Consider the following 18,242-nt stretch of genomic DNA (forward strand, 5'->3'; position numbering starts at 1 on the left):
CAACAGTGGAAACTCAAGACAGTAGCAGAAGAAGCAGAATCAACAGTGGAAACTCAAGCAGTATCAGAAGAGAATCTTTCCCTAGAACAAAAACTAGAGATATCACCTGAAGTGTTAGCTGAACTATCCAAACTTATTGAAGAAGATTTGGGGAGCTTTGATTCTTAGATGGATTGAAACTGGCAAGAGTAAGTGTTTTCTTAATTATTGATTGTCGAAAAAACACTTGGTTCATAATCAAGTGTTTTTTCTATAAAACAGTGGATCTCCTAATACAATTTTGACTATATGAATCATCTTAATTTTAAAAAAATGTCGACAAATAGGTGAAAATATAATATTGTGTTAGGGAAATATAATTTAAGGAGGATAATTATGGATTTGTTAACAGGGTTGTTTGCAGGAATGTTTGTTCTTGCCATCATTTTAGTTATTGTAGGGATTGCACTTTATTTACTTTATTCCTATTCTTTATTTACCCTTGCGAGTAATCGAGGAATCGATCTAGCATGGCTTGCTTTTATTCCTATAGCTCAATTGTATATTTTAGGAAAGCTTATTATTCACTTTCGTTTCAATGGAAAAGTGTATAATCAAGCACCAGCCGAATGGGTGTTAGTAGGTGTAAGCATCTTAACTGCTTTTACAAGCGGTGGATTGAACAGCTTGTTATCGCTAATAGGCTTTCTATTATTTATCTTGGCTAGTTATAATGTGTATTGCATTTATAAGAGGGAGAGTGCTGGCATTTATACGGTATTAACCATCATTCCTTTTATAGCACCTTTCTTGTATTTTGCGATTCGTGATAATGAAGCAGATTTATCTGAATTAGATCAAGCTAACTCTGTGGAGAACACGGAGGAGAACTCAAACGATATCAACATGTCATAGGTTCTTTCTTTTCTATTAAAAACGGGATGTAGCAGTAGAGTAATGTTCTCTATTGCCACATCCCGTTTTTTTTTGTTCTAACCGTCGATAAGACTTCCTTTTCACATAGCGTTGTGAGTCGTTCACGATCATTTGCCAGTAGTGCATTCTTTTTTTGCCCAACAACTTAAACAGGAGCCTGTGCATCCTTCTAAACGAATCAACTTCGTATTACACCTTGGACAGATGATGCTAGTAGCTTGGACAAGATAAGAACAAGTGGGACACTGCTCCTGTTTAGGAAGCTTGTTTAAACTCATCGTCTACAAAGCTCCTTTTGTTATAAAACAGGAGTATTCCTTGTTTTATAATGAATCCAACAAAGATCATACTGAGCAAGCTAAATAAGACTTGCACAAAAGGACTAAAACCACCAAATACATTGAGTAGCATATGTAATAAACCACCTACAGTAAAGCTAATCACGAATGTCCCTCCCCACATGATGAAGGCTTCTCTCGTTACACGTTCTTTAAAAATAATCAATACCGAAGCGATACAAGGAACGAATAACGTAATGGTTAGTAAGGCAACGACCGTTTGGGCAGAGGACATGGACAAATCGTAGAGTCCAGCAGCGCCAAAATCTCGGCGAACAATTCCCATAATAAAGGCGGTAGAGGCTTCTTGAGGTAATCCAAGCCAGCTAACGGTTAAGGGTTTTAGGAAAAGTGAGATTTTATCTAACATGCTTGTCAGTTGAAGAACCGAGATCACAAGAGCTCCTAGAGCGAAGAGAGGCAGTGCCTCACGAATAAAGTGAACGGTTTTTATGGTTGTTTTCTTCAATACATTTACCGGACGTGGGATTCTCATAGGTGGTATATCAATTAAGAGAGAGGTTGCTTCTCCCTTTAAGACAGAATCAAGAATCTGCCCCACCACAACGAGCACGAGCACTAAGGCGGCAAAATAAAGCAAGGCATAGCTTTTTCCCACTCCTGCTAAAAGAGCAAAAATAACAGCGAGCTGAGCGGAACAAGGGATCGCAAGACCTAATAGAAAGATGGCAATTCTTTTTTCACGATCATTCCCTAATAAACGAGTGGTAATCGTCGCCATTGTGACACAGCCAAGTCCCAAGATCATGGGGATAATGGCTCGTCCATTCAACCCTATTTTCTGCATAAAGCGATCGACTAAAGTCGCTAGACGAGGTAAATACCCACTATCTTCAAACAGAGCAAGAAAGAGATAGAAGCTAAATACGAGCGGAAGAAGAAGCCCGAATACATAAGTTATGGTCATCGTGAACAGACCAAATTCCCCGATCAGGATTGTTCCCAATATGCCTTCTTCATTCAGATGAAACGTATCGGTAAATAAAGAAACGATAAAAGGTTCATAGATTTCCCCCATAAAGATATCTTCCGTCAATTCAATCACATCTTCAGCAACAAACACACCGATGATTTGATACATGAGCAGTAAGACAACAAGGAGAAAGGGGATTCCTACAAATGGTCGGATTAAAGCTTGACCAATGACGGTTCCTAACTTGGAGCTAGAGCCGGAAGACGTTATTACCTGAGCAAGTATTTCATTTACATGATGACGCCTGGCTGAATAAATAGGTTCAATCTTTTCATGTGCCTGGCTCTTTAAACGCTCACTGATAAGCGGACAGCCTTCTAGTAACAAGACTTTTTCCGCTTGACTTCCCTGAACATGCTCCACCTCTTTTAAGAAATTCGTTAATAGCGGAGTGGGATGTCCTACCTGTGCTTGTTTTATTGTGTTTTTTAAGGTATCCATTCCTTTATTTTGAGTAGCAATAATTTCAACAACAGGAACTCCTAGCTGCTTCGAAAGCCGTTTAGCATCGACCTGAACCCCTTTGTTCTTTGCTTCATCCATCATATTTAAGGCTACAATAACGGGTTTTCCCGTATCAATGAGATGCTGAGTGAGAAATAGGTCGCGATCTAGATTCACGGCATTAATCACATTAATAATTCGATCGGCTTGAAGAATCACTTCGCACGCAACTCGTTCCTCGTCAGTAAACGAAGACACTCCATAAATTCCTGGTGTATCGATGATGAGATCTTGATTCCATTTACCATGAGAAATATCTAGCGTAGTTCCTGGAAAATTAGACACATCTACATAAATGCTTGTTAAAGCTTGAAAAACAACAGATTTTCCTACGTTGGGATTCCCTACTAGGGCAATCCATTCTGAGTTTTGTTCTTTTTTAATGGGTAGTGGTGTTCCATGACAATTCATTTACATCCTTCTTTCAAACAATTTGGTAAGGCAAGAAGAAAAATAGAAGAGGACTACAGTAAATCAATGTGAATCACATTGGCTAAATCTCTTCCGATTGCGATTTCTTGGTGATTCTTTCGAATGACGACGGGACCAGCTGGAACAACCTCTATACACTCAATGGTTTGCCCTACTGTAATTCCAAAACGTAAGGCATCAATTTTTAGAGAAGAATGTAAAATGTCCGCAATTCGTCCTTTTTGACCACGTTTTAATAAAGAAAGAGTCATTCTATTAACCTCCTTTCACAGGAATAGTTGGGCTATTCCGAATGCATATTGGTAGCGGTAAAGTAATGCTATAATGAACACGATAATCATTATCAATTGTCTGATCTGGGGATCATTATACTCTTTTTCATTAGGCGAGTTCAGTGAGATAGTTCACAGAATAGCGAAAAATGCAAAAAAGAGTGTAGCAGCAGGTTGAAAGAGGAGATCCTACTGTACACTCTATTGTTATAGGGGAGAAAAGGAGTTTACTATTTCTGATTTCTCCAATAATGGAGCCGCTCCTTAATCGTTCGCTCATAACCATATTCACTGGGCGTATAGAAAGTATGCCCGATTAACTCATTGGGTAGGTACTGTTGTTCCACAAAACCATCCTTGTAATCATGAGGATATTTATAGCCAATCCCATGTCCTAATTCCTTAGCTCCTTTGTAGTGACTATCTCTTAGGTGCTTGGGGACTTGTCCAGTTTGCTCTTTTTCTACCGTCGATAGTGCTTGATCGATGCCTGTAATAATCGCATTGCTTTTGGGAGCGGTGGCGATATACACCGTGGCTTCAGCAAGAGGAATTCTAGCTTCCGGCATTCCTAAGAAATCGACAGCATAGGCAGCGGCATGGGCAATTTGCAAGGCTCTGGGGTCAGCCATTCCCACATCCTCTGCGGCGTGAACATACAGTCTTCGAGCAATAAAGCGAGGATCTTCCCCAGCATAGATCATTCGCGCTAGCCAATAGAGAGCAGCATCAGGGTCTGAACCACGTAAGCTCTTAATAAAAGCAGAGATGACATCATAGTGCTGATCTCCGTTTTTATCATACTGAATCACTCTTTTCTGGATCGATTCTTCTGCTACTTCTAGCGTAATCTGAATGATGCCAGTAGAATCTGGCGGTGTAGTCAGCACTGCCAACTCTAGGGCGTTGAGAGCGGTTCGGGCATCTCCATTAGCTACTTGAACCAGATGCTTTAAGGCAGTGTCAGTCATATGAATTTTTTCTTCTCCAAAGCCCCTATCTGTATCTTCTAGTGCTCGACGAAGAATGTGTTCAATGTGCTGATTGGTCAGCGGTTCAAGTCGGAAGATTCTAGATCTGGATAGTAAGGCTGAATTAATTTCAAACATAGGGCTCTCTGTTGTAGCACCTATTAAGACAACGGTTCCTTCTTCGACAAAGGGCAAAAGAGCATCCTGCTGTGATTTATTGAAGCGATGGATCTCATCAATAAATAGAACTGTTTTCTTTTGATAGAGTTGTAGTCGTTCTTTGGCTTCTGTTGTTACGCGACGTATATCTGCAACTCCTGATGAAACGGCATTTAGCTGTTCAAAATAGGAGGAGGTAGTATTGGCAATCACTTTGGCAAAGGTGGTCTTTCCTGTTCCAGGAGGACCAAAAAAAATCATCGGTGTCAGTTGATCGGCTTCAATCGCCCTGCGGAGTAGCTTACCAGGAGCAATAATATGTTCTTGTCCGACCACTTCCTCTATGGTTCGAGGTCTCATGCGATTGGCTAGAGGTCCTATTGTATTTTGGGTAGAATCGGTAGAAAAATCAAATAGATCCATATTGACACGTCCTTTCTAGTCACTTACAGAATAGTACAAAGAACGTATATTCGCAATAGGGTTAAAGAACGTCACTAAGTTTATACGAGTATTGATAGGGAAGTATTCCAAATATCCTAGCCTTAATAGTCACTTCTTGAATTGAATGAAAGTTTGCATTTTCTATAAGAATATTGTAACTATTGTTTTCATCTTTGCCTTGAATATATAAAGAGGAGAAGGGTTCAAAAATGTGCAAATGATTTCTTAATTCAGGCTCCTCGTCTAATTGCCTTCGATTCACATTAAAACGTTTGATACCGTTTAATTGGATGGTAAAAACATCTCCTTGTACGAGTTCATTATTTTCATTTTTTACAATCACGTCATGAATAACCATAGGAAATATAGAAAGATTTTCTATAGATAATTTTACCTCTAGTGTTGTCGGGCTAGAACCGACTCCTACTGACATAGGTTCTGAATAATAGAGATATGAGTAAATTAAGATAATGATGATGGCAACTATAGATAAACTAATAATAGAGATTCTTTTCTTGCTCATATACTCCCCACCTTTGCTTTGTTGAATAGGGGGGGGAAGCCCCCTATTCTATATTTAAACTATCTAGGTGTTGAAAGCCAATCTTTTATCATCTTTTTGTAGTTTCCTGCACAACATGCAATTAAGTAGTCTTATCAGCAATCGTTTCTCGATTACTCCATAGCAAGTGTCGGAAATTGGACTTCGAGCCTTGGATGATGAAATGAGGAATGTGATTTTCTTTAGCAATTTCTATACTTCCCCATGTCGCTCGATGAGAAACGGATGTTAGTAGGAAAAACAAGGCATGGGATTTTTTCAACTCTGTATAAATTCTTTCTGGGCTACGTCCGTCATCATGAATGAGTTCGGCTCCAGTTTCAAGAACAACTTCTTCAAACCATTTTTTTTGCCCGCCAATCACTGCTATTCGGGAGCCTTGTAAAAAAGGCTGTGGTTTCTCTTTTGGTCGTTCTACCTTTTCCTTCTTTTGATTTCCCTGTGCATTCTGCTGACTAGCCGCTCTCTTCTCCTCATCAAAAACTTTATATATTCGAGAAATGCGAGCAATATCTTTTCCATAAGCTACATTAAACGTACAGGGCGTTCCATTCTCTGGCTTAAGGAACATTCTATCTTTTTCATGCAAGATAAAGCGATTCTCACTATTATTCATATCTACACAATACAGGGCATGATATTCCCCAAGTTCGATATAACCGTCATACTGATGAATAGGAGCGTAATGATCGTCTCCTTGAAATAGTAGCTTAATATCGTATTGCATCACTCCGTTTTTCTCTTCTAGTGGTGTACACTCAACTTCTGCCTCGTGTTGTAAATCATTTTCATGCACCAAGGACTCTGTTATATTGAAGGTTTCTCCATTTTCTAATTGAATAAAGCCTCCGTGATCTCGTCGATAAAATATTCCTGGATAAACGTTCTGTCCATCTTCACTAGGTTGATCTTCTGTAATTTCCTCTTCTAGTTCCTCCATGTTGTTTTCGACCATTTTAGTAGATAGCCCGATTTCCTGAATCTCATTAGCAAGAATTTTTTGACTGCTAAACTCTTCTAAATCATCAATAAAGATAAGTGCCTGCTTGATCTGTTCACGTAATTCTTTGGCAGTAAATGAACCCGTGGGAGTACCTGCTAATAGTAGCTCGTTAATGGTATTTATTTTCTGATATACTCTTAGGATCATTTCTTGAATAAGAGAGGATAGATTTTGGCTCTCAGTTTGCTTTCGCTGATCTTCCTTTAATTCTTTTTTAAATTGAATGATCTCATTTTTCCTGCTCTCACTCAGTTTTGTCATTTGATCAAGTTCTTTAGTTTTCTTGACAAGCTGCAAATCAAGTTCCCTCATTTGATTTTGGAGTATTTTATTATCCTGAATCAGATCTTGATTTCTCTTTGTCCAATTTCTTTTTTCTACCTCGCCTTGCTCTATTAATTCTTCATTTCGGTTACACCATTTACTGATTTCATTTTCCAAATGATGATTTCTTTCTATTAGTTGCTGTATTTGTTTCTCCTTTTGTATCAATTCTTGTTTCTGCTGATTTGCTTCTTCTTCTCGTTCATGCCTTCTTTTTTGTTCCATTTCTATCTTTTTTTCAAGCTGGAGAACCTTCTTCTGTATATCCTCTTTCTGAATGTACTCGGTGATTTCTTGTTCTGGCATTTCTTCAGGAGCTTCTTTTGGTCCATTGTCCAGATCCGCTACTAGTTGGTCATGTTTTTTTTGCCACAATACCTGGTTGTTTTCTTTATCTGGATGCAAATAAAACGCCCAATAATAATGCCAGAATCCAAAACTAGCAATGAGCTCCTCTTGTTTACCTATGAAAACGTGTAGCTCTTCTTCTTCCTCCACTAAGGAAGATACGATCTCTCGAATCGCAAAAATTAGTTTTATTTTCTCATGTTTATTATCACGTTTACACCGATTTAAGATGATGTTCATTTCTTTTTGAAACAAGGGATCTGGAAATGCTCTTTTTTTCCCAGTTAAGTCAATCGGAAGAGAAAGACAGGCGATCATGGATCGCTTCTCCTGTTCAGTCATTTCTTTGATTAATAAATGTACCTGATCGATAGGGATAGGCAGAGAAGCCTCATGCAAAATCTGATCTTTATGTTGAATCACTTCGTTGTTCCAATCTATCTCCTCTTGATATATTTTCCCTAATATTTTCCGCATTATTTTTGTGTTCATCTGTAAAAACCTCCTTGTTTTTAATCCTGCTCACAAATATAGTGCTATAAGAAAAGCTTCAGTAAAAAAAGAAGAAGCTAACAGATTTTTTGTTGGCTTCTTAGGCTATAGCGATGATGTCATGATCTGAATTGGAAGTAGGTTTCCGTTCCTTAAATTCCATTTTTTTCATACGGATTAAATTCTATAACATCCTAAAAAATCCTGCTCTATAGGATAGAAATAGTAAAAATGAACCACTAATCGCTGTATGTCTGCTGGAATTCATGCTATAATATCAGAATTACTTCTAGTGAAATAGGGTGGAGAAAACGCGTGGGCACGAAATCTATCTTTTTTCTAAAATGGCTTGTTTTTATGTTATGGATTAATGATCATGTCTTTTGGTATTGTGCTGATGATTCGTGCAGACATGGGTGTTTCTCCATGGGATGTATTTCATATAGGTCTGTTTCTTCAAATAGGATTAACGATTGGAACATGGACCATTATCATAGGTATTTTCATCATCGCTTTGGCTTCATTTCTGACTCGTTCTCTTCCTCAAGCAGGCGCTATTGTGAATATGCTTCTCGTAGGGGTATTTATCGATTTATTCATGCTCATTCCTTGGCTTCAAACCCCATCACTTCTCTGGGGGAAAATCTTGTTGTTTTCAGTAGGAATGATCATCAATGGAGTAGGGATAGGAGTGTATATTGCCCCGAAATGTGGAGCTGGACCGAGAGATAGCTTGATGCTAGTGCTCACTGAGAAAACAAAGTGGAAAGTCCAATGGATAAGAGGGGGTATGGAACTTGTTGTCTTAACCCTCGGATGGTTATTAGGAGGTCCAGTATCCATAGGGACATTCATCTATACATTTGGAATTGGAAGTATTGTAGGCATTACTCTTCCCATGTCTGATGCATTATTTCAGAAATTAACGGGTGGGAGTGGGGCAAGTCAATCTGGAGGTGTTCAAAATGAAAGTATCAACAAAGGGCAGATACGGGCTTACCATCATGATGGAGTTAGCCATTAATTTTGGAGAGGGTCCAACGTCGCTGAAAAGTATTGCTAAAACAAATGATTTATCGGAGCATTATTTAGAGCAACTTATCGCACCTCTAAGAAATGCAGGTTTAGTGAAAAGTATTCGTGGGGCGTATGGAGCTATATTCTATCAAAAGAACCAAGCCAAATCACAGCGGGGGACGTTATTAGAGTGTTAGAAGGACCCATAAGTCCTGTTGAATTTGAGGAGGAAGAGGATCCAGCTAAGCGTCACCTCTGGCTTCGTATTCGTGATAGTATCTCAGAGGTGCTTGATAGCACAACCTTAGAGGATTTAATAAATTTCAAAGAAGAAGGAAAAAATGATAACTACATGTTCTACATATAATGGTTATAGGAGATGCGAGGAATGAATCAAATCTACGTGGACCATGCTGCAACTACTCCACTCCACCCCAAGGTGCTGGATACCATGCTACCTTTCTTCCAAGCTCAATACGGGAATCCTTCGAGTATTCATCGCTTTGGTCGTGAAGCACGGGCTGCCCTTGATCAAGCGAGAAACAGAGTGGCTTCTGCTCTTGGAGTTCAGCCAGGAACGCTTGTTTTTACAAGTGGAGGAACGGAAGCAGATAATATGGCGCTGATCGGTGTGGCTTTAGCCAATCAAGATAGGGGAAAGCACATCATCACCACCCAAATTGAACACCATGCCGTCTTACATACCTGTCAGTATTTAGAGCAACTTGGCTTCGAGGTATCTTATCTGCCAGTGGATTCATTTGGGCAAGTGAAGCTGTCGAGCTTAGAACAAGCCATACGTGAGGATACGATATTAGTGAGTATTATGTATGGGAATAATGAGGTAGGAACTCTTCAACCCATAAAGGAGATTGGAGAGCTTCTAAAGGATAAGGGGATTTATTTACATACGGATGCTGTACAAGCCTTTGGAATCGAACGTTTTGATTTATCAGAAATGAATGTTCATCTGGTATCTATATCGAGTCACAAGATCAACGGTCCTAAAGGAATTGGTTGTTTATATGTTGCACCAAAGGTTCTGTTGAGTCCTCTATTATTTGGTGGGAGCCAAGAAAGAAAAAGAAGAGCAGGGACAGAGAATATGACGGGTATTGTGGGCTTTGCTACGGCTATTGAGCTCGCTTTAGACGAGATAGAGGAAAAACGCGCTTTATATCAGGAATTCCGTCAGCGTCTTCTTTCTATTTTTACAGAAGAGGGACTTTCCTATGAAATCAATGGTCATCCTGAGCAGTATCTTCCCCATATTCTAAATGTCAGTTTTGAAGGGGTTCGAACGGATGCTTTGTTAATGAATCTTGATCTTGCTGGCATTGCTGCCTCAAGCGGCTCAGCGTGTACAGCAGGCTCCTTACAGCCTTCTCATGTGCTTTTAGCCATGCACGATAGTGAAGAACGGGCGAATTCTGCGATTCGCTTTAGCTTTGGTTTAGGAAATACACTGGAACAAATCGAACAGGTTGGTCATACCTTGGTTTCGATCGTGAAGCGAATGACAAGCTCATCATAATCCGAAAACAGATCGAAGAAAGGAGGTGTAGCTCATGGATACAACGGGAAAGTCTAGGGCAGAAACAAGAGTGGTCATAGGGATGTCAGGCGGAGTCGATTCTTCCGTAGCTGCCCTTCTCCTTAAGCAGCAAGGGTATGAAGTCATAGGGATCTTTATGAAAAACTGGGATGACACAGATGAAACGGGCTATTGTACTGCAACGGAGGATTTTAATGATGTTGTAGCGGTATGTAATCAGATTGGAATCCCTTATTATTCTGTTAATTTTGAAAAGGAATACTGGAACAAAGTCTTTACCTATTTTTTAGAAGAATATAAAGCAGGGCGTACACCAAACCCAGATGTTATGTGTAATAAGGAAATTAAATTTAAGGCATTTTTAGATCATGCCCTTGCTCTAGGAGCAGATTATTTAGCTACAGGTCATTACGCTAAGGTTCACCGCGAAAATGATCAATCCTTTCTCCTGCGCGGAGAAGATTCGAATAAGGATCAAACCTACTTTTTAAGCCAGTTAAGCCAGGAACAGCTCTCCAAAGCCATGTTTCCAATTGGAGAGCTACCTAAGAAGGAAGTGCGACGGATTGCTGCTGAAGCCGGTTTAGCGACAGCTAAGAAAAAAGACAGCACAGGGATTTGCTTTATTGGTGAGCGTGACTTTAAAGAGTTTTTAAGTCAATACTTACCGGCTCAGCCTGGGGAGATGAGAACGTACGAAGGTGAAGTAAAAGGCAAGCATGACGGCTTGATGTACTACACATTAGGTCAACGTCATGGGTTAGGAATTGGCGGTTCTGGTGAGCCATGGTTTGTCGTTGGCAAGGATGTCGAAAAGAATATTCTTTATGTAGGTCAGGGCTATGAAAACGAACGATTGTATACAGATCGATTGTTTGCTTCTCAATTAAATTGGATTAGTGGAAATCCTCCTGAGCAAGAGTTTGTTTGTACTGCGAAGTTTCGTTATCGTCAGCCAGATCAAGCAGTGAAGGTGTATGTGCGAGAGAATAACACCTGCGAAGTGGTGTTTGGACAACCTCAGAGAGCCGTTACACCGGGGCAAGCTGTGGTTTTCTATCAAGGAGACATCTGTCTTGGCGGTGGAACCATAGATCAGGCGATGAAGGATTCCTGATATAAGTCATAGATTCATAAATTGAATTTGAAAAGATCAAAAGGGATGGGCTCTTAACACGGCTCCATCCCTTTTTGACTTATTTGTTTTCATTTTGATTATTTCTCTCATACATTCTAGCAAGATTTACTTTTTAAGTGAACCATAGGTACATTTTCTCCAGAACCATTCAGCAGGACCATAGGAGAAGCGCTTGAACCAATAATGGCTATAGACGATTTGAATGGCGAAGATGACAAGGGTCAACAGATAACCAAGCGCTGGTCCAACCTGACCATAAAGCCCTAGTCCATAGGAATAAAAGATCGTTGTGCAGATAATGGTCTGCATTAAATAGTTGGTCAGTGCCATTCTCCCCACATTGCGTAAATAAGAGAGGTAATGATAGATTCTCTTATTGGAGCAGAGTAGAATGAGAGATGTAATATAGAAGAAACAGAGCGCTCCTCCACCGATAAGATTTCCAGTCAGTGCATAGAAACTATCTAGTGAACCCCCGAGATCACTTGTTTTATTAGATAAATAGACATACATCCCTTTCATCGGAACCCCTATAACAAGGCTCCCTATCCACACTCTCTTAATCAAGGTTATATGTTTTTCCACTTCATGAAAAATTCTTCTCTTGGCGGCATACAAACCAAAAAGAAACATAGCTAAAATAAAAGGAGCACCGAAAATACCGCTTATTATGACAAACAACCAGTCAGTGGCGCGTTGCCTGAAAATATCTCCGTAGCTGCCTTCTCCAAAAGCCTCATATGAACTCTTTATTTGAGCCTCAAAGAATTCCGGAGAACCAAAACCAGAATCATACTCGGTAGTACCTGCTTGCTGGTCGGCGGTGGTAAGCATGTAAGCAAGTGCGACTGTTAGAATAACAAGGAGAAGCGCCCATATGAGAATGGTCTTATTTGAACGTTTGCGAAAAGCAAATAGGAAAATACCAATAAACGAATAGATGATTAGAATATCTCCTGCCCAAAATAAAAAAGCATGAACAAGTCCAAATAAGAAAAGGAAAAAGAGTCGTCTGCGGTAAAGAGAAGCAGCATTTCTTCCTCTTTCCTCTGCACGGGTCATAAAGATCATAAATCCAAACCCAAATAAGAAGGAAAACATAGTATAAAAGTTTCCTACAGCGAAAAATTCAATACCTAGACGTATCACTTCATCTAAACCATGCTGGGAAGTAGATAAACCAACAAGTTCTAAATAAATGGGTGAATTAAAAAAGTCCATATTCACTGTCAGGATCCCCAGAAGAGCAAAACCACGGATGATATCAATAAGATGAATTCGTTCAGTGGAAGAGATAGGGGTTAATAATTCGGGTGTCTGATTTCTCTCCAAAAAAATACCTCCTAAAAAAATAATCTTCCTTATATCATACGCTCCATGGTAAAAATATACAATACTTATCTCCAATTTTTTCACATGTTATACTAATAAAAAGAGGATGTAAAAGGAGATTTAACATGATAAATAAACAGGCCGTGCAGCTAAATGAAGAAGGACTACAGCTTTTACGTGACGGAAAGATTGAAGAGTCGGTCGATGTGTTTTTGAAGGCGATCCAAGCAGATGAGAATTACCCCTTTCCTTATTGCCATATTGGGAACATCTTAGCAGGAGCAGATAAACAAGAAGAAGCGATCACATGGTTTGAGAAGGCGATTCAGCTACATCCAGAAATGGCTACTGCCTATTATGGATTAGCCAATGCCTTCTATTCTCTGCATCAATGGGATGATGCCTTGTATTCGTTTCAATTAGCACATGACAAGGGTCTGCAAGATGGAGATCTATTCTATATGATGGGGATGACCTATTTACATAAGGGAGAGGGACATGAGGCGATTGCTCTCGCCTATTTTCAAAGTGCTGTAGAAAAGAATGAGAAGGATGTGGAATCCCTCTTTCAACGAGGTCTGTGTTCAGCTTATTTAGGTCATTTAGCTCAAGCCAAAGAGGATTTCTATCGGGTCGTGGAACTTGATCAGAAGCACTCAGATGCCTATTTTAATTTAGGAGTTGCTTACTCATACGAAGGAAACTCGGAAAAAGCATTAGCCCATTTTGATAAGGCGATTGAGGTTCAACCTAATCATTTTTTAGCCCTTCATGCACGTAAACAACTACGAGAAGCTGAGGAAAAGAGCGAATGACGAGCAAGAAATCAGATCAAATGGGTCTAGACTTATTTGACGAGAATCAGCCTTATATTAAAGGCAAGCTTCTTCAAGAGGTTTTTCATAATCCAGAAAACATGTATACGGTCGCCAGAATTAGAATTAGTGAAGCTACAGAAAATGTTCAAGAAAAGGAGATGGTGGTGGTTGGCAATTTGCCACCGCTTCTGGAAGGAGAAAGCTATACTTTTTGGGGGCAGCTTAAGCATCACCCACGTTTTGGTCTACAGTATCTTATCCAACAGTATAGAAAGGAATTACCACAAGGGAAGGAAGGAGTGGTTCAATATCTTTCCAGTGAGCTTTTTCCTGGTGTCGGAAAGAAGATTGCTGCCCACATTGTAGAAGCGTTAGGTGAGAATGCTATTCAAAGAATTTTAGAAGCACCTCATCTTCTTGAAGAGGTTCCTCAGTTAAATGAAACGAAAAGACAAATGATCTTTGATCGACTCATGGAGCATCAGGGCTTGGAACAAATCATGATTAAGCTAAGTGAGTATGGGATCGGTTTGGCTCTCTCTGTACAGATTTATCAGACCTATCATGAGCAGGCGATGGATGTCCTACAAAAAAATCCGTATCAATTAATCGAGGATATTGAAGGGATTGGCTTTAAAAGAGCAGACATGATCGGCAAGGCGATGGGCTTAGCGCCTGACTCTCCTGAACGAATAAGAGCAGCTTGTACTTATTTTTTACGTGAGCAATCGGAACAGAATGGGCATGTATACTTTCCGTTGGAGGTATTTCTGACTGGAGTCAAGGAATGGTTGAATCGTGAAGGTGAATTGCAGGAGATTGTGGAAATTGATGAAGTTATGATTGCTGGACAAGTGATAGAAATGGGAGAAGAGGGGAAGCTAATCATTGATGAGGAGCGGATTTATCTGCCTTCTCTCTTCTATGCTGAAAAAGGATTTGCTAAGAAAGTAAAACAGCTTCTTCAAACAGAGATTGAGCTTCCTCTAACACAACAGGAATTTTTTGGAGCTCTGGGTGAATTAGAGGAGCGGCTAGGTATCGAATATGCCCCTACACAAAAAGAAGCCATAGAGCGTGCTCTTCACTCCTCCTTTATGATTCTAACAGGAGGTCCAGGAACGGGAAAAACAACGGTTATTAAAGGGGTTTGTGAATTATTTGGAGAAATTCATGGCTACTCTTTAGAGCCCAAAGACTATGTGAATAAGGATGAATCTTTCCCTATTCTGTTAGTGGCTCCTACAGGAAGGGCAGCGAAGAGAATGGCGGAATCAACAGGAATTCCTGCCGTTACCATCCATCGTCTTTTGGGCTGGAGGGGTGGAAAAGAATTTGAGCACTCTGAAGAAGAGCCTCTGGAAGGAAAGCTCATCATTATTGATGAATGTTCGATGATGGATCAGTGGCTTGCCAACCAGCTTTTTCGAGCCCTTCCCGACCCTATTCAGGTCATTTTAGTGGGCGACCAAGATCAGCTTCCTTCTGTGGGACCGGGTCAGGTATTAAGAGATTTGATTGATACAGGCAAAGTCCCTCTTGTGGAACTAAAGGATATATACAGACAATCTCAAGGCTCGTCTATTATCACTTTGGCACATCAAATGAAGGCAGGACAGTGTCCTGATGATTTGCTTGATCCTAAGGAGGACCGACGCTTCTTTTCTTGTACAAGCTCTCAGTTGGTTCATTATGTACGTCAAATCTGCTCCTCGGCAATTCGTAAGGGATACACAACGAAAGATATTCAGGTATTAGCTCCTATGTATAAGGGAGAAGCAGGAATTGATGCGATAAACAAAGCGCTTCAGGAAGAGTTTAATCCCAAGATTGAAGGGAAAAGAGAGATTGCTCATGGAGAGCTGATTTACCGAGTGGGAGATAAGGTTTTACAATTGAATAACAATCCAGAAGAAAATGTTTTTAACGGAGATATTGGTGAAATTGTGTCCATATTCTATGCCAAAGAAAATGTGGAGAAAGAAGATTTCATCATCGTCGCTTTTGAACAAAATGAAGTAAAGTACAGACGAAATGAATTTATTCAACTGACATTAGCCTATTGCTGTTCCGTACATAAATCACAGGGAAGTGAATTCCCTATTGTGGTCATTCCAGTAGTGAAACAATACTATCGGATGTTAAAGAGAAATTTAATCTATACACCATCACTCGTGGCAAAGATTATCTTATTTTATGCGGAGAAGAATCTGCCTTTCGAGAAGCGATCTTGCGAAATGATATTGCAGAAAGATATACCTACCTCAAGCAAACGATTGAAGAATGGCTTGGAAACCAATCCTAGTTATGAAATAACTATATCTTCACACACTATAGACGTACGGAAAGGGGGGCATTCCGTGCGGAGAGCAACAGAATTACTTGGTAAAATGGTATTGAATCAAAAGAACGGTGAAGAAGTGGGACGGATTAAGGATCTGTTATTTGATCGGCAGGGACGTTTGCAAGGATTTCTTCTAGAAAAGAAGAATTGGTTTCATAAAGCACCTTTTATCCCTTTGTCTGAGGTTTCTTTTGGTGAAGACATGATGATGGTTTGTCTAGAGGAAATCCCCACCTCTGACAGCATACAGGAAGAGTGGATTCATTTAGCAGAGGGTCATCCACACTTTAGAGGCATGCCATTTGTTCCTCAGAGGGAAAGCAATTAGGCATACTGGAAGATGTATACTTTCAGGAAGAATTGGGCAACATTATAGGGTACGAATTGTCGGACGGCTTTTTTTCAGATCTGATGGAAGGTCGACGTGTCATGAAAAGCCCAGAGCATCTTCTCATCGGTAAAGATGCCATGATCATCCCTCAGAATGAAAAAGAAGGAGTACCTTATAGGAGGAAGTAAGATGTTGCTACAATGTCCTAATTGCAAATGCAAGGATATAGGAAAAATTGGCACCTCGCAATATTATTGTTGGGGATGTTTTATCGAGTTCTCACTTGCCAATAACAAGTTGGATATTTTTCAAGTTGAGGAAGATGGAACCCTAAGCTCATTAAATGATTTGTTTGAAGATGAGTACGTCGAAGCAAAGCTTTAAAAAAAACTAGACGAGGGGAAGGGATATCATGAGAAGAAATATGATGAGCTCTCTTTTTGCAATAGGTGGTATTGCTCTTGCCGTCATGCAGATGATGAGAATGAGGAACAGAAACACTCCTTGGAGTAGCATGGTACACCGAATGAATCATACTGGACAGGATATGTTGCGCGGAGTCAATAATATGATGCGAATGGTTCGTCGTCGCGTTAGGGCATAAAGAAGCCTGAGTTCAAGGAAAAGCAAACAGCTTCTCTTCATGAGAGAGGAGCTGTTTTTTTCATGTTAGACAGCAAAATCAATAAAAAGTATAAAACCTATCCATTGCGGGATGCTAAAGGAAAATGAAGGATAAGGAGCCGTACAGGATGGAAAAGCTCTTCTCTGTTCAATGGTTGATACGTGTAGGAATATTAGTCTTAGGCTTAATCGCTCTGTATCTTATATTTTTGATCCTGCCCTTTTTTATTCCAGTATGGAAGGTCATAAGAGCGGTAGCTATTCCTTTTATTATCTCAATGATTTTTGCCTATTTACTTCATCCTTTGGTTGATTTTTTACTCAAATTTAATATGAAGAGAGTGCTGGCGATCCTGCTTCTGTACCTCTTTTTTTTTGGGGGAATGGGACTTTTAATTTGGAAAAGCACTCCTGTTTTGATGGAGCAAATGAAGGACTTTGTTGATCGTCTTCCAGAGATTGAAGCTCAAGTACAGGGATTTGTGAGTCGTGCAGAAAGTCAAATGAATCGCTTGCCAGATGGAGTACATCAAGGAATAGATGATTCTCTCTTAGGAATCGAACAAGCCATTCGTAGAGTAATGGGTGGAATTGTGGAAACAATGGGCGGGCTCATTGGCAATTTATTTGCTCTCATCGTCATTCCTTTTTTAGTGTTTTATTTATTGCTTGATGTCGAAGTGATTCAAAAAACGCTGTATTTTTTTGTACCTCATCAATATAGAAAGGCCTTTGTCAAACTGTGGAAGGATATTGACGAATCTTTGGGTGAATACATCAGAGGTCAGATCATTGTCAGTGTGATTGTGGGAATTTTGGCTTTTCTCGGCTATTATTTTGTACAATTGCCCTATCCCTTCTTTTTTGCTTTATTTGTTGGAATTACAAACATCATTCCCTATTTTGGCCCTTATATTGGAGCCGCGCCTGCTGTCCTAATGGCTTTATTTACTTCACCGAGCTTGGCTTTGTGGATCATTCTCATTAATACAGTGATCCAAATGCTTGAAGGGAATGTGCTAGGACCTTGGATTCTAGGGAAACGGCTGCATATCCATCCCGTTTTTATTATTTTTGCCTTGCTTGTTGGAGCTGAAGTTGGGGGAATTGTCGGTTTGATCCTAGCTGTTCCTATATTTGTTGTATTTAAGGTTATTATTCTCAATACCGTCTTACATTTAAGACGATATCAGATTGACAGAATGGAAAATGTATAGGTATAATGTGCTCATAATTAGTAAAATCTGAAAATGAACACTGACGAACATGATGAAGGAAACAAAGTAAATCAGGATGACATACAGAGAGAAAGCTCCGCGCTAGGC

The 18,242-nt window shown here is 39.8% G+C and carries 16 protein-coding genes and 1 pseudogene; 11 read left to right on the top strand and 6 right to left on the bottom strand.

Annotated features, from left to right (window positions below; all coding sequences use genetic code 11):
* Positions 1-375: 375 nt before the first annotated feature.
* On the top strand, positions 376-894 hold the full coding sequence (locus JCM10596_RS28260) for a hypothetical protein (RefSeq protein ID WP_025028594.1): 519 nt from the start codon (positions 376-378) through the stop codon (positions 892-894).
* Positions 895-1,170: 276 nt separating this feature from the next.
* On the opposite strand, the gene feoB is transcribed toward JCM10596_RS28260, so the two are convergent.
* The 5 genes from feoB to JCM10596_RS19815 form a co-directional block, all read right to left on the bottom strand.
* Positions 1,171-3,162: a ferrous iron transport protein B gene (feoB, locus tag JCM10596_RS19795; protein ID WP_025028595.1), complete on the bottom strand. Its 1,992-nt coding sequence runs from the start codon at positions 3,160-3,162 to the stop codon at positions 1,171-1,173.
* A gap of 53 nt (positions 3,163-3,215) precedes the next feature.
* On the bottom strand, positions 3,216-3,434 hold the full coding sequence (locus tag JCM10596_RS19800; RefSeq protein WP_025028596.1) for a FeoA family protein: 219 nt from the start codon (positions 3,432-3,434) through the stop codon (positions 3,216-3,218).
* A gap of 251 nt (positions 3,435-3,685) precedes the next feature.
* Positions 3,686-5,008 carry an AAA family ATPase gene (locus JCM10596_RS19805; RefSeq protein WP_025028597.1) on the bottom strand — a complete coding sequence of 441 codons (1,323 nt, stop codon included), beginning with the start codon at positions 5,006-5,008 and terminating at the stop codon, positions 3,686-3,688.
* A 61-nt stretch (positions 5,009-5,069) separates the two neighbouring features.
* A complete protein-coding gene (locus JCM10596_RS19810; RefSeq protein ID WP_025028598.1) occupies positions 5,070-5,552 on the bottom strand; it encodes a hypothetical protein in 483 nt (160 codons plus the stop codon).
* Between the two features lie 121 nt (positions 5,553-5,673).
* The gene (locus JCM10596_RS19815; RefSeq protein ID WP_025028599.1) at positions 5,674-7,758 is read right to left on the bottom strand and encodes a hypothetical protein; all 2,085 of its coding nucleotides are present in this window, start codon (positions 7,756-7,758) and stop codon (positions 5,674-5,676) included.
* Positions 7,759-8,134: 376 nt separating this feature from the next.
* Here JCM10596_RS19815 and JCM10596_RS19820 point away from each other — a divergent pair, with 376 nt between their 5' ends.
* From JCM10596_RS19820 to mnmA, 4 genes and pseudogenes are all read left to right on the top strand, one after another.
* A complete protein-coding gene (locus JCM10596_RS19820) occupies positions 8,135-8,782 on the top strand; it encodes a YczE/YyaS/YitT family protein (protein WP_369345672.1) in 648 nt (215 codons plus the stop codon).
* Positions 8,724-9,142, top strand: a pseudogene (cymR, locus tag JCM10596_RS26635) (cysteine metabolism transcriptional regulator CymR). The gene JCM10596_RS19820 and the pseudogene cymR overlap by 59 nt, the downstream one beginning before the upstream one ends.
* A gap of 21 nt (positions 9,143-9,163) precedes the next feature.
* Positions 9,164-10,309 carry a cysteine desulfurase family protein gene (locus tag JCM10596_RS19830; protein ID WP_025028601.1) on the top strand — a complete coding sequence of 382 codons (1,146 nt, stop codon included), beginning with the start codon at positions 9,164-9,166 and terminating at the stop codon, positions 10,307-10,309.
* Between the two features lie 34 nt (positions 10,310-10,343).
* The gene (gene mnmA, locus JCM10596_RS19835) at positions 10,344-11,447 is read left to right on the top strand and encodes a tRNA 2-thiouridine(34) synthase MnmA (protein ID WP_025028602.1); all 1,104 of its coding nucleotides are present in this window, start codon (positions 10,344-10,346) and stop codon (positions 11,445-11,447) included.
* A 126-nt stretch (positions 11,448-11,573) separates the two neighbouring features.
* Here the strand turns inward: mnmA and JCM10596_RS19840 are convergent, their stop codons facing one another.
* A complete protein-coding gene (locus JCM10596_RS19840; protein ID WP_025028603.1) occupies positions 11,574-12,800 on the bottom strand; it encodes a DUF418 domain-containing protein in 1,227 nt (408 codons plus the stop codon).
* A 125-nt stretch (positions 12,801-12,925) separates the two neighbouring features.
* Here JCM10596_RS19840 and JCM10596_RS19845 point away from each other — a divergent pair, with 125 nt between their 5' ends.
* The 6 genes from JCM10596_RS19845 (at position 12,926) to JCM10596_RS19875 (ending at position 18,134) form a co-directional block, all read left to right on the top strand.
* Entirely contained in the window at positions 12,926-13,615 is a 690-nt protein-coding gene (locus JCM10596_RS19845) for a tetratricopeptide repeat protein (protein ID WP_025028604.1), read from the top strand.
* The gene (gene recD2, locus JCM10596_RS26640) at positions 13,612-16,290 is read left to right on the top strand and encodes an SF1B family DNA helicase RecD2 (protein ID WP_234410573.1); all 2,679 of its coding nucleotides are present in this window, start codon (positions 13,612-13,614) and stop codon (positions 16,288-16,290) included. Before JCM10596_RS19845 ends, recD2 begins: the two co-directional genes overlap by 4 nt.
* A 32-nt stretch (positions 16,291-16,322) precedes the next feature.
* Positions 16,323-16,481: a hypothetical protein gene (locus JCM10596_RS29285; RefSeq protein WP_234410574.1), complete on the top strand. Its 159-nt coding sequence runs from the start codon at positions 16,323-16,325 to the stop codon at positions 16,479-16,481.
* Between the two features lie 4 nt (positions 16,482-16,485).
* On the top strand, positions 16,486-16,677 hold the full coding sequence (locus JCM10596_RS19865) for a YrzR-like zinc ribbon domain (protein WP_025028606.1): 192 nt from the start codon (positions 16,486-16,488) through the stop codon (positions 16,675-16,677).
* A 28-nt stretch (positions 16,678-16,705) separates the two neighbouring features.
* Positions 16,706-16,897, top strand: a complete 192-nt coding sequence (locus JCM10596_RS19870) for a hypothetical protein (RefSeq protein ID WP_025028607.1) — start codon at positions 16,706-16,708, stop codon at positions 16,895-16,897.
* Positions 16,898-17,045: 148 nt separating this feature from the next.
* Complete coding sequence (locus tag JCM10596_RS19875; protein WP_025028608.1) at positions 17,046-18,134, top strand: AI-2E family transporter; 1,089 nt, start codon at positions 17,046-17,048, stop codon at positions 18,132-18,134.
* Positions 18,135-18,242: the final 108 nt, after the last annotated feature.

Source organism: Caldalkalibacillus mannanilyticus JCM 10596, from assembly GCF_000615945.1.
GTDB lineage: Bacteria > Bacillota > Bacilli > Caldalkalibacillales > JCM-10596 > Bacillus_AT > Bacillus_AT mannanilyticus.

Coding starts and splice junctions, on each gene's coding strand:
- JCM10596_RS19805 (WP_025028597.1), bottom strand. CDS start 5,008: ATGGATCTATTTGATTTTTCTACCGATTCTACCCAAAATACAATAGGA.
- JCM10596_RS19875 (WP_025028608.1), top strand. CDS start 17,046: ATGGAAAAGCTCTTCTCTGTTCAATGGTTGATACGTGTAGGAATATTA.
- JCM10596_RS19815 (WP_025028599.1), bottom strand. CDS start 7,758: ATGAACACAAAAATAATGCGGAAAATATTAGGGAAAATATATCAAGAG.
- recD2 (WP_234410573.1), top strand. CDS start 13,612: ATGACGAGCAAGAAATCAGATCAAATGGGTCTAGACTTATTTGACGAG.
- JCM10596_RS19870 (WP_025028607.1), top strand. CDS start 16,706: ATGAGAAGAAATATGATGAGCTCTCTTTTTGCAATAGGTGGTATTGCT.
- JCM10596_RS19820 (WP_369345672.1), top strand. CDS start 8,135: ATGTCTTTTGGTATTGTGCTGATGATTCGTGCAGACATGGGTGTTTCT.
- JCM10596_RS19845 (WP_025028604.1), top strand. CDS start 12,926: ATGATAAATAAACAGGCCGTGCAGCTAAATGAAGAAGGACTACAGCTT.
- JCM10596_RS19800 (WP_025028596.1), bottom strand. CDS start 3,434: ATGACTCTTTCTTTATTAAAACGTGGTCAAAAAGGACGAATTGCGGAC.
- feoB (WP_025028595.1), bottom strand. CDS start 3,162: ATGAATTGTCATGGAACACCACTACCCATTAAAAAAGAACAAAACTCA.
- JCM10596_RS19830 (WP_025028601.1), top strand. CDS start 9,164: ATGAATCAAATCTACGTGGACCATGCTGCAACTACTCCACTCCACCCC.
- JCM10596_RS19810 (WP_025028598.1), bottom strand. CDS start 5,552: ATGAGCAAGAAAAGAATCTCTATTATTAGTTTATCTATAGTTGCCATC.
- mnmA (WP_025028602.1), top strand. CDS start 10,344: ATGGATACAACGGGAAAGTCTAGGGCAGAAACAAGAGTGGTCATAGGG.
- JCM10596_RS28260 (WP_025028594.1), top strand. CDS start 376: ATGGATTTGTTAACAGGGTTGTTTGCAGGAATGTTTGTTCTTGCCATC.